Raw genomic sequence first — 14,344 nt, 5'->3', positions numbered from 1 at the left:
GGCGCGCTGCGGGGGCCGCTGACGGGGCTCTTACACACCGGTGCCGGATTTTGTCGTGCCTCTTACGGTGGGGTCGGCTCGGGTGGGCTCGAATGGGTGGTCGGGGGTGGGTGTGAGCGGGTGGGGCGGTGCGTGCCGACCCGGGGTGTCATGCCCGGTCGGTGTCAGCCCGTGTGTACGCGGGGGCGTCGGGTGCGGTCCGGTTCTGCCTCGCGGAGGACCTCTCGGGTGACCGGGGCGACCTCGCCCTGGCCGAAGAGGAAGAAGCGGAGGAAGTTGGCGAACGGGTTGCCCTCGGTCCACTCGAAGTACATGTGCGGGATGCGGCCCGTCGAGTCGCGGACGTTGAGCATCAGCGCGGCCAAGGCGTTCGGGATGGAGGACGACTCCAGGGTCAGGACCCGGTAGCGGCCGTGCAGGACCTCGCCGCGCACCGTCAGGCCCGCCTCGAACTCGGAGGCGTCGAGCACCGTCACCTCCACGAAGACGAAGTCCTCGCCGGGGATGTCGTTGTCGTTGCGGATCTGCTCGATCTTGTCCCGGTACTCGGCCTTGTCGCGGCGGTCGGGCTCGTTGGCGACGAAGCGGATCTTCCGGCTGGCCACGTCGCGGATGAATCGTTCCGCCATGGGGTCCAACTGCACGCTCGTCACGCGGAGTTCGAAGGCGCGGGCCAGCCGGGACAGCAGGGAGACCAGGATGATGCCGGCGATGAAGCAGGCGCCGATCTTCACGCCGTCGGGGCGTTCGATGACGTTCACGACGGTGACGTAGAGGAGGACCGCGGAGACGATGCCGAAGACGACGGTCCAGTTGCGCTGCTGGGCGCGGCGGGCCGCGATGGTCACCGCGATCGCCGCCGAGGACATGAGGACCAGGACGCCGGTGGCGTAGGCGCCGCCCTGGGCGTCGACGCTGGCGTCGAAGATCCAGGTGACCAGGAACGCGATCAGGGTGAAGACGATGACCATCGGGCGGACGGCGCGGGCCCAGTGCGGGGCCATGCCGTAGCGGGGGAGGTAGCGCGGCATGAGGTTCAGGAGGCCGGCCATCGCGGAGGCGCCGGCGAACCACAGGATGGCGATGGTCGAGAGGTCGTAGACCGTGCCGAAGGCGTTGCCCAGGTACTCGTGCGAGAGATACGCGAGCGCGCGGCCGTTGGCCTGGCCGCCCGCCTTGAACTCCTTCTCCGGGATCAGCACGGTGGTGATGAAGCTGGTGGCGATCAGGAACACGCTCATGATGAGCGCGGCGGTCGTCAGCAGCTTCTTGGTGTCCCGGATCCGGCCCTTGGGGTTGTCGTGGGTGTCGTCCGGGTCGCCCTCGACGTGTGGCATGACGGCGACGCCGGTCTCGAAGCCGGAGAGGCCGAGCGCGAGCTTGGGGAAGACCAGCAGGCTCACGCCGATCATCGCGAAGACGTTGCCGTGTTCGGTGGTGAGGGCGCTGGTCCAGTCGGTGACCACGTGTTCCTGGGTGACCACGTGCCACATGCCGACGATCACGACGACGACGTTGAGGCTGAGGTAGGCCGCGACCAGGTACACGGCGACGCCGATCGCCTCCAGGAAGCCCTTGAGGAACACCGCGCCGAGCAGGGCGACCAGGATCAACGTGATCAGCATCTGCTTGTCGTGCAGCATGCTCGTGAGGTGCGGGTTCTCCACCAGGTGGGTGGAGGCGTCCGCCGCCGACAGGGTGATCGTGATCAGGAAGTCCGTCGCCGCGAACCCGAGCAGGGTCAGGACGAACAGCTTGCCCTTCCAGAAGGACAGCAGCCGTTCCAGCATCGCGATGGAACCCTCGCCGTGGGGGCTCTCCTCGGCGACGCGGCGGTACACGGGGAGGGCGCCGGCCAGGGTGACGATCACGAGCACGATCGTCGCGACGGGGGAGAGCAGTCCGGCGGCGAGGGCCGCGATGCCGGGCTGGTAACCGAGGGTGGAGAAGTAGTCGACGCCGGTCAGGCACATCACCCGCCACCAGCGCTGGCCCTGGTGGACGTGCTGCTGGGGTTCCGGTGCGGTCTGCGCGATCTGGTGGCCGCCCTTGCCCATGTCGGCCAGGCCCTCCAGCATCCAGGCGCGCATACGACTGGGAGGGGGTTCGGTGGTGGCCATCGGCGTGCTCCTGAGGTGCGGGTGCGGGTCGGCGTGTGGGCTCTGGCCATCACGCGGACGGCGGCACCAGCGTAAGCGGAGAGTGACGTGTGGGCCCATGGATGTGGGGGGCTTCGGCGTCAATCTTGCGTTAAGACTGGCCTGGTTGGGGGAGGGGGTGCGTCAAGGAAGGGGGGATGGGGCTGGTTGGGGGTGGGTTGGGCTGTATGGGGGGTGGGGTGTGGGTGGGTGGGGGTGGCGGATACCCAGCGTTACGGGGCGGGGGGCGTTTTGTCGCCTTGGAGCTCGGGGGGCGCTCTTGTGTGGCGAGTGCGGGTGCGTTGGGGCTGGTCGCGCAGTTCCCCGCGCCCCTAGGGGGTGTAGGGGGCCGGGATGGGGACGTTGGCGGGCTTGGCGTGTGTCAATCGGTCGTTCTCGGGCTGCGGGCGCGGCCCGCTGATCTCCACGGAGCAGTCACACGTCCGTCAGTCGTGCCTCCTCCAGGTCCAACGACCGCTGGAGCCGCCTACGCGTTGTGTCGCTGATGGTGTGGTCGTCGTAGAGGCGCTGTAGTTCGACGGTTTCCACGGCGATCAGGTCGCGGCGGAGTTGGCGGTAGACCAGGTCGGCCGATTCCGCGTGTGCCGCTTGGGAGTTGTTGTCGGAGAGGCGGTCTCGGGCGTCGTCGAGGCGGGCGTTGAGGCCGCGGCGGAGGCGGTCCAGGACGACGTCCGGTACGGCTTCCAGCTCGGCGAGTTCGTCGAGGCGGCGGATGCCCGCGTCGGCCAACCGGCAGCGGGCGGAGGCCTCTTCGCGTTCTGTGTGGTCGGGTTCCAGGGCGATGCCGGAACGGCGGACGACCGGCGCGAGGGTGAAGCCCTGGACGACGAGGGTGACGACCACGACCGAGGTGGTGAGGACCAGGACGAGGGGGCGGTCGGTGAGGGTGGCGCCGGTCTTGGTGACCTCGGGGATCGACAGGGCCGCCGCCAGGGGGAGGACGCCCCGGGTGCCCGCCCAGGTCAACACCATCGGGACCCGCCAATTCACCCTGTGCACACCGCCCTTGCGCTGTACCACCGCCGACAGCGGCGCCAGCCACAGCAGTCGTACGGCGATGAGCGTGCCCGCCACCGCGAGCGCGTACAGGGGCCATGCCCGGTCGCCGTCGGACAGCGCCCGTACCTGGGCGGGCAGGGCGAGGCCGATCAGGGAGAAGACCACACTCTCCAGGAGGAACACCACCGTGCCGTAGACGGCGTGCAGTTGGAGCCGTATGCGGGCGTTGGTGAGGCGGTCCCCGCGACCGCCGAGGACAACTCCGGCGACCACGACCGAAGTTACGCCGGACGTGTGGGCGCCCTCCGCCAGGACGTAGGCCGCGTACGGCGTGACGAGGGAGATCACCGTCTCCAGGACCGGGTCCTCGGTGCGTCGGCGGATCAGGGTCACGACGTACGCCACGGCCGCCCCGATGACCGTGCCACCGCCCGCGAGGACGACGAACTCCCCGCCCGCAGCACCCCAGTTGGCCGCCGCCGAAGCCACGGCGACGCTCACCGCGACCCGGAACAGGACCAGCGAGGTCGCGTCGTTGAAGAGGGACTCCGCCTGGACCAGGACCTGGACCCGGGGCGGCAGGGCGAGACGGCGGCCCAGTGCGGTGACGGCGACCGGGTCGGTGCTGGCCAGGACCGCGCCGAGCACGAGCGCCATCTGCCAGGAGAGCGGGGTGACCGTCGACGCGACCCAGCCGACCGCTGCCGCCGACGCGAGGACCAGGCCGATCGCGAGGATCCCGACCGGCTTCCACACCGCCTTCAGCTCACGCCACGACATGTCCTCGGCGCTGGCGTAGAGGAGCGGCGGCAGGACGACCAGGCCGATCACGTCCGGGCTGATCTCGATCGACGGGGTGCCCGGCAGCAGGGCCACGGCGAGACCGGCGACCACGAGGAGGGAGGGTGCGGGGATCCGCCAGCGGCGGGCGAACGTCGCGACCAGCGTCGCCAGTACCACGAGTGCCAGAACCGTACCGACGCCGCGCATGCCGTCCCCTTGTGGTCTTGGACGAGCCCATGCGGACTCCCCGCCGACCAGACTTCCCGGCACACCGCGCTCACCCTAACCCGGCCGGGCGCCGTCAAGACAGTGTCAACGTCCTTGCGGGCGGCGCCAGAGACGCGTCAAGAAGGCCGCCCGAGCGGCCGCGGGACGCTTGTCTGGGAGGCGATGAACGACGTACGACGCGGGCGACTGAAGGTCTACCTCGGGGCGGCCCCGGGTGTCGGCAAGACCTACCGCATGCTCGACGAGGCACGGCGCCGGGCCGCTCGCGGCGCCGATGTGGTGGTGGGGTTCGCCGAGTGCCACGGGCGCCCGCTGACCGAGGCGATGCTCGACGGCCTGGAGGTGGTGCCCCGGGCCCAATGCGCCTATAGGGGTGGCTACTTCGAGGAGATGGACCTCCCCGCGGTGCTCGCGCGCTGCCCCGAGGTCGCCGTGGTCGACGAGTTCGCGCACAGCAACGTCCCCGGCGGCGGGCGCAACGCCAAGCGCTGGCAGGACATCGACGTGCTGCTCGCCGCCGGCATCGACGTCGTCACCGCCGTCAACGTGCAGCATCTGGCCTCCCTCAAGGACGTCGTCGAGAAGATCACCGGGGTCCCGCAGCACGAGACGGTGCCCGACGACGTCGTACGCCGGGCCCGGCAGATCGAGCTGATCGACATGCCGCCCGAGGGACTGCGGCGGCGCATGGCGCACGGCAACATCTACACACCGGAGAAGATCGACGCGGCCCTCGCCAACTACTTCCGGCCCGGAAACCTCACCGCCCTACGGCAGTTGGCGCTGCTGTGGGTCGCCGACCGGGTCGACGAGGCGCTGCACACCTACCGCGCCGAGCACGCGATCGGCGGGGTGTGGGAGACCCGGGAGCGGGTCGTCGTCGCGCTCACCGGCGGACCCGAGGGCGACACGCTCATCCGGCGTGCCGCCCGCATCGCCGACCGTTCCGCCGGCGGTGATCTGCTCGCCGTGCACGTGGCCCGCAGCGACGGACTCGCCGCCGGGGTCTCACATGCCTCGCTCGCCCGGCAGCGGCGCCTCGTCGAGGACCTCGGCGGCAGCTACCACTCGGTGGTCGGCGACGGCGTCGCCACCGCCCTGGTCGACTTCGCCCGCACCGAGAACGCCACCCAACTCGTCCTCGGCACCAGCCGCCGGGGCCGCTTCGAGCGGTTCCTGACCGGCCCCGGCACGGGCGAGACGGTCACGGAACTCTCCGGTGACATCGACGTCCACCGGGTCACCCACGAGCGCGCAGGACGCGGCACCTTGCTGCCCTCGCGTCGGCGCACTCTGTCGACGGCACGGCTGATCGCCGGTCCGGTGGCGGGACTTGTGCTGCCGGTGCTCCTCACCGTCTGCCTCGCGCAGGTGCGCGGCACGGTCAACCTCACCAGCGAGGCACTGCTGTTCCTGCTCGCCGTGGTCGGGGTGGCCTGCATAGGCGGGGTCACCTCGGCGGTCATCGCGTCGGTCACGGCCTCGCTGCTGCTCAACTACTGGTTCATCCCGCCCATCGGGCAGTTCACCCTGGACGACCCCAACGCCATTTTGGCGCTGGGGGTGTTCACGGTGGTGGCGGCGACCGTGGCCGCCGTCGTCGACCGTTCGCTACGACTGTCCCGGCGCTCGGCGCGTGCCACCGCCGAGGCGGAGACGATGTCGTCCCTCGCGGGCAGCATCGTGCGCGGCGGCCAGACGATCCCGGCGCTGCTCGAACGCACGCGGGAGACCTTCGGCACCGACTCGGCCGAACTCGTGGACCGGCCACCGGATCACGAGATCGGCGGCGGTGTCACGACCGTCCCCGCGGGCCCCGGCGCCTTCCTGGTCCTGCGCGGACGCACCCTGTCGTCGTCGGAGCGGCGGGTGCTGGCCGCCTTCGCCGCGCATGTCGGCTCCGCCGTCGAACGGGCCCAACTCGCCGAGGCCGCCGCCGAGATCGAGCCGGTGAAGGCCGCCGACCGTTTGCGTACGGCGCTGCTGCGGGCCGTAGGACACGACTTGCGGACGCCGCTCGCGGCGGGGTGGGCGGCGGTCACGTCGTTGCGCGGGCGGGATGTGGAGTTCTCGGAAGAGGACCGGGACGAACTCCTCGCCACCGCCGACGAGTCGATGGCCAAGCTGAACCGGTTGCTGGAGAACCTTCTCGATCTCAGCCGCCTTGAGGCCGGGGTTCTTCCGCTGAGCCTGCGGGCCACGAGCCTGGAGGAGGTGCTGCCGATGGCGCTCGCGGACGTGCCCGATGTGGATCTGCGGGACGTGGAGTCGATACCGCCGGTGCTCGTCGATCCGCCGCTGCTGGAACGCGTGATCGCCAACCTGGCGGGCAACGCGGCCCGGCACACCCCGGCCGGGCGCCGGGTCATGGTCACCGCCAGTGCGCTGGGCGGCCGGGTCGAGTTGAGGGTGGTGGATCGGGGACCCGGGCTCCCGACTACCGGACGTGAGCGCCTCTTTGAGCCCTTCCAGCGACTTGGCGACACGGACAACACCGCCGGGCTCGGACTCGGGCTCGCCCTGGCACGCGGCCTCACCGAGGCGATGAACGGGACGCTCACGCCGGAGGACACACCGGGGGGTGGCCTGACGATGGTCGTGTCGTTGCCGCTGGCCGAAGGGGCGGACCCCTCGGCTTCAACAGCGGTGGCTACTCCAGGCCGGACACCTTGAACACGGTCTCCGCCGTCTCGCGCTCGACGCGTTCCGCGATCCGGCGCAGCGCCGTTGCCCCGCACGTGAGCGAGCCGGAGGTGACCGACTTGCGGGAGTCCTCGGAGACGCGGTGCCACAGGTCGGGGTTGTGCACCAGGACGTCGGGGTCGATCTCGACCCGGCCGCCCAACTCGTCCCGTAGCAAAAGTCGTTGAGAGATCCCGTCCAGGCAGCGCACCGACACCAGGCGGTCCGTGCGGACGCGGTGCTCGCGCAGCAGGCCGCGTGAGGAGAGCCAGCCCTCGCCCGCCCGGACCCGGGCCGGGTACAGCACCACGAGGAGCAGGACCGCGAGGGCGAGCCAGAGCGCGCCGCGCCAGAGGGTGAGACGGCCGCTCAAGTGGTCGACGAGCAGTAGGAGTCCGAGCAGCGCGCCCGCGCAGCGGAACGTGTCGCGCAGGTCGCGCCTCCACCGGCGGTCGTGCACGGACGCGGGTGCGTCGTCGGAGCGTCCCATGGTGGCGACGGTAGGGACTCCGGGCGTACGACGGCCGGGCCTTGACGGGACTCTGACGGGCGGCCGGTGCTTCTTGACGCCGTCGCAGCGGGGGAGGGCGGTCGCGCAGGTCACACGGTCGTCAAGTTCGCGTCAAAGAACGCGTGTTCGGCGCGAAGAAGACGCAAGGAGAAGGAGAAACCGGCGGCGGCGGGACAGAACCTGGAGCGCACTCGCGCGTTCCCGTCACCGCGCGTCCGTACGTGAAGGAGCCATCAGCATGACCGTTCTGACTGTCCAGCCGGGTGAGACACCGGCCGACGAGGAGCCCCCGGATACCGGCGAACGCCACCGGCTGACCGCTCTCGCCGGGTTCGCCGCCCTGTCCCTGGACGCCATGGCGTCGGTCGCGTACGGCCCCGAGGCGATCGTCCTCGTGCTGGCCGCCGCCGGTGCGCACGGGCTCGGCTTCACCCTGCCGGTCACGCTCGCCATCGCCGGTCTGCTCGCGGTGCTCGTCGCCTCGTACCGGCAGGTCATCGCGGCCTTCCCGGACGGCGGCGGCTCCTACGCCGTGGCGAAGACCCACCTGGGCGCACGGACCAGCCTGGTGGCGGCTGCCTCGCTGGTGCTGGACTACGTACTGAACGTCGCGGTCGCCGTCACGGCCGGGGTGGCCGCTCTGACCTCGGCCTTTCCGGGACTGTACGACGACCGGCTGTGGCTCTGCCTCGCCGTGCTCGTGCTGGTCACGGGGGTGAACCTGCGCGGGATCGTCGAGTCGGCCCGCGCCTTCATCGTGCCGACCGTGGTCTTCGTCGGCTCCATCCTCGTGCTGATCGCGGTCGGCCTGTTCCGGTCCGCGCCGGTGAGCACCGCGACCGCCGACGGACACGCCTCCGCGCTCGCCGACAACGCCACGAGCGTCGGCACCCTGCTGTTGCTGAAGGCCTTCGCCTCCGGATGCAGCGCCCTCACCGGCGTCGAGGCCATCGCCAACGCCGTGCCCTCCTTCCGCAGGCCCCGCGCGAAGCGGGCCCAGCGCGCGGAGGTCGCCCTCGGCGCGGTGCTCGGCGTGATGCTGATCGGTCTGTCGGTGCTGATCTCCCGTTTCCATCTCCAGCCGGTCCAGGGCGTCACCGTCCTCGCCCAGCTCGCGGACGCCTCCCTCGGCCACAACTGGGCTTTCTACGTCATCCAGTTCGCGACGATGATCCTGCTCGCCCTGTCCGCGAACACGTCCTTCGGCGGGCTGCCGGTGCTCCTGAAGCTGCTGGCCCGCGACAACTACCTCCCGCACGTCTTCGCGTTGAAGGCCGACCGCCAGGTGCACCGGCACGGCGTGCTCGCGCTGGCCGCGGTCTCGGCGGCGCTGCTCGTCCTCTCCGGCGGTGACACCAACACCCTCGTGCCGCTCTTCGCGATCGGCGTCTTCGTCGGCTTCACCGTCGCGCAGGTCGGCATGGTCCGGCACTGGCGCGGCGAACGCGGCACCGGCTGGCGTGGCAAGGCCCTGCTGAACGGGTTCGGCGCGCTCCTCACCGGCGTCGCGGCCGTCGTCGTCACCGCGAGCAAGTTCGAGGAGGGCGCCTGGCTGATCGTGATCACCCTGCCGCTGCTGGTGCTGGCCTTCGAGACCGTGCACCGCGCCTACGCGCACATCGGCGAACGGCTCGGCCTCGGCCGTATCCCGGAGCCCCCGCACCGCGACCGGTCCGTCGTGATCGTGCCGGTCTCGTCGCTCTCCCGCCTCACCTCCGAGGCACTGACGGCCGCCGCCTCCCTCGGCGACGAGGTGCGCGCGGTCACCGTCTGCTACCCGGACCCCGAGGACCGCGCCCACCTCCACGCCCTGGAACGCGCCTGGGCCCAATGGGACCCCGGCGTCCCCCTGGTCCAACTCCCCTGCGAACGCCGCACGTTGGGCCGCCCCATCGCCGCCTACGTACGGGACGTCTCGGCGACGGAACCGGACACCCGGGTCACCGTCCTGATCGCGGAGGTGGAGCCCGTACGGCTGTGGCAGCGGCTGCTCCAGAACCAGCGCGGGGCCGTCGTCGCCCATGCCGTACGGCGGGACACGGACGCGGTGATCTGCCGGCTGCGGTTCCGGCTGTTCTGATCCCCGGTCCGGTGCACGCGCCCGGTTCGCGGCCCCGCCGTAAGAGTCGCGTCAAAGGCGTGTGCGTCGCCGTAAGGGACCCGTCAACGGCGGCCGAATCCGGTCACGGGCGCGGTTACCTCTAAGCGTCCGTTCCATTCGAACCTCATTCCAGGAGCTCACGATGGCCGATCTGGCCTTCGTCGTCACCACGATCGCGGTCTTCGCGCTGGTGGCCCTTGTCGCCAAGGGGGTGACGAAGCTGTGACCGCCGAGAACATCGTCGGCCTCGTCGTGGCCGTCGCCCTGCTGGGCTATCTCGTCCTCGCCCTGATCTTCCCGGAGAGGTTCTGAGCCACGACATGGGTCCCGTACTCGCAGGCGTCCTCCAGCTGCTCGCCCTCATAGGCGCGCTGGCACTCGCCTACATCCCGCTCGGCAACTACATGGCCAGGGTCTACTCCTCCGACAAGCACCTGCGGGTCGAGAAGTGGATCTACAAGGGCATCGGTGCCGACCCGAACACCGAGATGCGCTGGCCCGCGTATCTGCGCAGCGTGCTCGCGTTCTCGGCGGTCGGCGTTCTCTTCCTCTACCTGCTCCAGCGCCTCCAGGGCATCCTGCCCGGCTCGCTGGGCTTCTCCTCGGTGAACCCGGCGCAGTCGTTCAACACGGCCGTGTCGTTCGTGACGAACACCAACTGGCAGTCGTACTACGGCGAGCAGACCATGGGTCACGTCGTGCAGACCGCAGGCCTGGCCGTGCAGAACTTCGTCTCCGCGGCCGTCGGCATCGCGGTGGCGGTGGCTCTCGTACGGGGCTTCGCGCGCTCCCGTACCGGTGAACTCGGCAACTTCTGGGCCGACTTGGTGCGCGGCACGATCCGCATCCTGGTGCCGCTGTCCGTCGTGGCCGCGCTCGTACTCGTCGCCTGTGGTGCCATCCAGAACTTCTCCGGCATCCATGAAGTCGGGCAGTTCATGGGCGGGCACCAGCAGTGGAACGGTGGTGCGGTCGCCTCGCAGGAGGCCATCAAGGAGGTCGGCACCAACGGCGGCGGTTACTTCAACGCCAACTCCGCCCACCCGTTCGAGAACCCGACGCCCTTCACCAACCTCTTCGAGATCTTCCTGCTGCTGGTCATCCCGTTCGCGCTGACCCGCACCTTCGGCGTGATGGTCGGCTCGATCAAGCAGGGCTACGCGATCCTCGCCACCATGGCCACCATCTGGGTCGGCTTCGTCGCCCTGATGATGTGGACCGAATTCGCCCACCACGGCGCGGCGTTGCAGGCCGCGGGCGGAGCGATGGAGGGCAAGGAGACGCGCATCGGCGTCGGCGCCTCCTCGATCTTCGCGGTGTCGACCACGCTGACCTCGACGGGTGCGGTGGACTCCTTCCACTCCTCGTTCACCGGTCTCGGCGGCGGAATCACCATCCTGGGCATGCAGTTGGGCGAGATCGCACCCGGTGGTACCGGCTCCGGCCTCTACGGAATGCTGATCATGGCGGTCATCGCCGTGTTCATCGCCGGGCTCATGGTCGGCCGTACGCCCGAATACCTGGGGAAGAAGATCGGCACCCGTGAGATGAAGCTCGCGGCCTGCTACATCCTGATCACCCCGGCCCTGGTGCTGATCTTCGCCGCTGCCTCCATGGCGCTGCCGACCCCGCCGCACTCCATGCTCAACTCCGGCGCGCACGGCTTCTCCGAGGTGCTGTACGCCTTCACCTCCGCCGCCAACAACAACGGCTCCGCCTTCGCCGGGCTGAACGCGAACACCGACTGGTTCAACACCATGACCGGACTCGCGATGGTGCTCGGCCGCTTCCTGCCGATGGTGTTCGTGCTGGCCCTGGCCGGCTCGCTCGCCGAGCAGAAGCCCGTGCCGGTCACGGCAGGCACCCTGCGCACCGAGAAGCCGCTGTTCACCGGCCTGTTGGTGGGCGCGATCCTCATCATCACCGGTCTGACCTACTTCCCGGCGCTGGCGCTGGGCCCGCTGGCCGAGGGGCTGGCGTCATGACCACCCGCGTAGACAACCAAGAAAACCAAGAGGACTCGATGTCCACTGCCACTCCGACCCGGGCGCCGCACAGCGATGTGCCGACCGGTCACAAGGACGAGGGACGCGTCGGCGCCGGCCTGTTCGACCCGAAGCAGCTGATCAGGTCCCTGCCCGACGCCTGCCGCAAGCTCGACCCGCGGGTGATGGTCAAGTCGCCCGTGATGTTCGTGGTGTGGATCGGGTCCGTGCTGACCACGGTCTTCTCCTTCAAGGACCCGGGCGACTGGTTCGGCTGGGCGATCAGCGCCTGGCTGTGGCTGACCGTCATCTTCGCCAACCTGGCGGAGGCCGTCGCCGAGGGCCGCGGCAAGGCGCAGGCCGACACCCTGCGCAAGGCCAAGACCGACACGGTGGCCCGGCGGCTCAACGGCACCGTCGAGGAACAGGTCCCCGGCACCGAACTCCGCATCGGCGACCTGGTGGTGTGCGAGGCAGGCGACATCATCCCCGGCGACGGTGACGTCGTAGAAGGCGTCGCGAGTGTCGACGAGTCGGCCATCACCGGCGAGTCCGCGCCCGTCATCCGTGAGTCCGGCGGCGACCGCAGCGCCGTCACCGGCGGGACGAAGGTCCTCTCCGACCGCATCGTCATCAAGATCACGACGAAGCCCGGCGAGACCTTCATCGACCGGATGATCGCCCTGGTCGAGGGCGCCGCCCGGCAGAAGACGCCCAACGAGATCGCCCTGAACATCCTGTTGGCGTCCCTCACCATCGTCTTCCTGCTCGCCTGCGCCACGCTGCCGCCGTTCGCCGACTACGCGGGCACCCACCTCACGATGATCGTGCTGGTGGCCCTGCTGGTCTGTCTGATCCCGACGACGATCGGCGCACTGCTCTCCGCGATCGGCATCGCGGGCATGGACCGCCTCGTGCAGAGGAACGTACTGGCCATGTCCGGCAGGGCAGTTGAGGCCGCCGGTGACGTCTCGACCCTGCTCCTCGACAAGACCGGCACCATCACCCTCGGCAACCGCCAGGCCTCCGAGTTCGTGCCCGTCCCCGGCACCACCGAGGCCGAACTCGCCGACGCCGCCCAGCTCTCCTCGCTGGCCGACGAGACGCCCGAGGGCCGCTCCATCGTCGTCCTGGCGAAGGAGAAGTACGGGCTACGGGAGCGACACCAGGGCGAGTTGGCCCACGCCGAGTGGATCGCCTTCACCGCCCAGACCCGGATGTCCGGTGTGGACGTCGACGGACGCAAGATCCGCAAGGGCGCGGCCGGTTCGGTCGTCACCTGGGTCCGCGAGCGGGGCGGCGAGGTGTCCGAGGACGCCGGCGCGCTCACCGACCGGATCTCGGCGGCCGGCGGCACCCCGCTGCTCGTGGCGGTCGAAGACACCGACGGCGCACGGGTGTTGGGCGTCATCCACCTCAAGGACGTCGTCAAGGCGGGCATGCGCGAGCGGTTCGACGAACTGCGCCGCATGGGCATCAAGACCGTCATGATCACGGGCGACAACCCGCTGACCGCCAAGGCGATCGCCGAAGAAGCGGGCGTCGACGACTTCCTCGCGGAGGCCACTCCCGAGGACAAGATGGCCCTCATCAAGCGCGAGCAGGCCGGCGGCAAGCTGGTCGCGATGACCGGTGACGGTACGAACGACGCGCCCGCGCTGGCCCAGGCGGACGTCGGCGTCGCGATGAACACCGGCACGTCGGCCGCGAAGGAGGCCGGCAACATGGTCGACCTCGACTCGAACCCGACCAAGCTCATCGAGATCGTCGAGATCGGCAAGCAACTCCTCATCACCCGGGGCGCGTTGACGACGTTCTCGATCGCCAACGACGTCGCGAAGTACTTCGCGATCATCCCGGCGCTGTTCGCGGCCGTCTACCCGGGCCTGGACAAGCTCAACATCATGCACCTGGCCTCGCCCGACTCCGCGATCCTCTCCGCGGTCATCTTCAACGCGCTGGTCATCATCGCGCTGGTCCCGCTCTCCCTGCGGGGTGTGCGGTACCGGCCGGTCAGCGCCGACAAGATGCTCCGCCGCAACCTCGGGATCTACGGCATCGGCGGACTGATCGCCCCCTTCATCGGCATCAAGATCATCGACCTCCTCATCTCCCTCATCCCCGGAATCGGCTGAAGGCCATGAACAACTCCGTTACGAACACAGCCCGGTTGCTCTGGGCGGGCCTGCGAGCGCTCCTCGTGTTGACTCTGGTGACGGGCGTCATCTACCCGCTGGTCGTCACCGGCATCGCCCAGGGGATCTTCCCCGGCAAGGCGAACGGCTCGGAGATCAAGGCGGACGGCAAGGTCGTCGGCTCCTCGCTCATCGGGCAGTCCTACAACCTGCCGCTGAAGAAGGGCCAGGAGACCCCGGACCCGGATCTGAAGTGGTTCCAGGGCCGCCCGCAGAACGGGCTCGGCGCCAACAGCATCAACACCCAGTACAAGCTGATCCTTTCGGGCGCCACCAACCTCTCCGCCGACAGCAAGGTCCTCGTCCAGCAGGTGAAGGACGCCAAGGCCGCCGTCGTCAAGGACAACTCGGTGCCCGGCTACACGGTCAAGCCGTCCCAGGTGCCCGCCGACGCGGTCACGTCCTCCGGCTCCGGCCTCGACCCGGACATCTCCCCGGCGTACGCGGACCTCCAGGTCCACCGCATCGCCGAGAAGAACGGGCTGTCCGTCACCCAGGTGCAGAGGCTGGTCGACGAGCACACCGACGGCCGCACCCTCGGCTTCATCGGCGAGCCGACGGTGAACGTGCTGGAGCTCAACATCGCGCTCAAGTCCCTTGTGACGAAGAGCTGATGGCGTTACACGACCGGCAGGGGAGTCGGCGGCCCGGGAGAGATCCCGGCACCGCCGACTCCCGCCGCCATGCCAGGGACCACACGA

Annotated in this window: 9 protein-coding genes; 6 read left to right on the top strand and 3 right to left on the bottom strand. The window is 69.8% G+C overall.

Annotated elements, in window-relative coordinates; translation table 11 throughout:
* Window positions 1-164 precede the first annotated feature (164 nt).
* Entirely contained in the window at window positions 165-2,120 is a 1,956-nt protein-coding gene (locus OG407_RS10775; protein ID WP_405857248.1) for an amino acid transporter, read from the bottom strand.
* A 453-nt stretch (window positions 2,121-2,573) separates the two neighbouring features.
* Window positions 2,574-4,148 carry a Na+/H+ antiporter gene (locus OG407_RS10770; protein WP_405857246.1) on the bottom strand — a complete coding sequence of 525 codons (1,575 nt, stop codon included), beginning with the start codon at window positions 4,146-4,148 and terminating at the stop codon, window positions 2,574-2,576.
* Window positions 4,149-4,331: 183 nt separating this feature from the next.
* On the opposite strand from OG407_RS10770, the gene OG407_RS10765 reads away from it, so the two are divergent.
* The gene (locus OG407_RS10765) at window positions 4,332-6,842 is read left to right on the top strand and encodes an ATP-binding protein (RefSeq protein WP_405857244.1); all 2,511 of its coding nucleotides are present in this window, start codon (window positions 4,332-4,334) and stop codon (window positions 6,840-6,842) included.
* Here the strand turns inward: OG407_RS10765 and OG407_RS10760 are convergent.
* Complete coding sequence (locus tag OG407_RS10760) at window positions 6,820-7,341, bottom strand: hypothetical protein (RefSeq protein WP_405857242.1); 522 nt, start codon at window positions 7,339-7,341, stop codon at window positions 6,820-6,822. The two genes, OG407_RS10765 and OG407_RS10760, sit on opposite strands and share 23 nt — an antisense overlap.
* Window positions 7,342-7,600: 259 nt before the next feature.
* Between OG407_RS10760 and OG407_RS10755 the strand changes: the two genes are divergently transcribed.
* From OG407_RS10755 to OG407_RS10735, 5 genes are all read left to right on the top strand, one after another.
* A complete protein-coding gene (locus OG407_RS10755; RefSeq protein ID WP_405857240.1) occupies window positions 7,601-9,442 on the top strand; it encodes an APC family permease in 1,842 nt (613 codons plus the stop codon).
* Window positions 9,443-9,685: 243 nt separating this feature from the next.
* Complete coding sequence (gene kdpF, locus OG407_RS10750; RefSeq protein ID WP_016434100.1) at window positions 9,686-9,775, top strand: K(+)-transporting ATPase subunit F; 90 nt, start codon at window positions 9,686-9,688, stop codon at window positions 9,773-9,775.
* Window positions 9,776-9,783: 8 nt separating this feature from the next.
* A complete protein-coding gene (kdpA, locus tag OG407_RS10745) occupies window positions 9,784-11,448 on the top strand; it encodes a potassium-transporting ATPase subunit KdpA (protein WP_405857238.1) in 1,665 nt (554 codons plus the stop codon).
* Window positions 11,449-11,486: 38 nt separating this feature from the next.
* Window positions 11,487-13,583 carry a potassium-transporting ATPase subunit KdpB gene (kdpB, locus tag OG407_RS10740; protein ID WP_405857236.1) on the top strand — a complete coding sequence of 699 codons (2,097 nt, stop codon included), beginning with the start codon at window positions 11,487-11,489 and terminating at the stop codon, window positions 13,581-13,583.
* A gap of 5 nt (window positions 13,584-13,588) precedes the next feature.
* A complete protein-coding gene (locus tag OG407_RS10735) occupies window positions 13,589-14,257 on the top strand; it encodes a potassium-transporting ATPase subunit C (protein ID WP_405857234.1) in 669 nt (222 codons plus the stop codon).
* The last annotated feature ends 87 nt before the right edge of the window (window positions 14,258-14,344 follow it).

It is taken from the genome of Streptomyces sp. NBC_01515 (assembly GCF_045040345.1).
Lineage (GTDB): Bacteria > Actinomycetota > Actinomycetes > Streptomycetales > Streptomycetaceae > Streptomyces.
The sequence above is the reverse complement of the archived record's forward strand: the minus strand, read 5'-3'. Positions and strand labels throughout refer to the sequence as shown.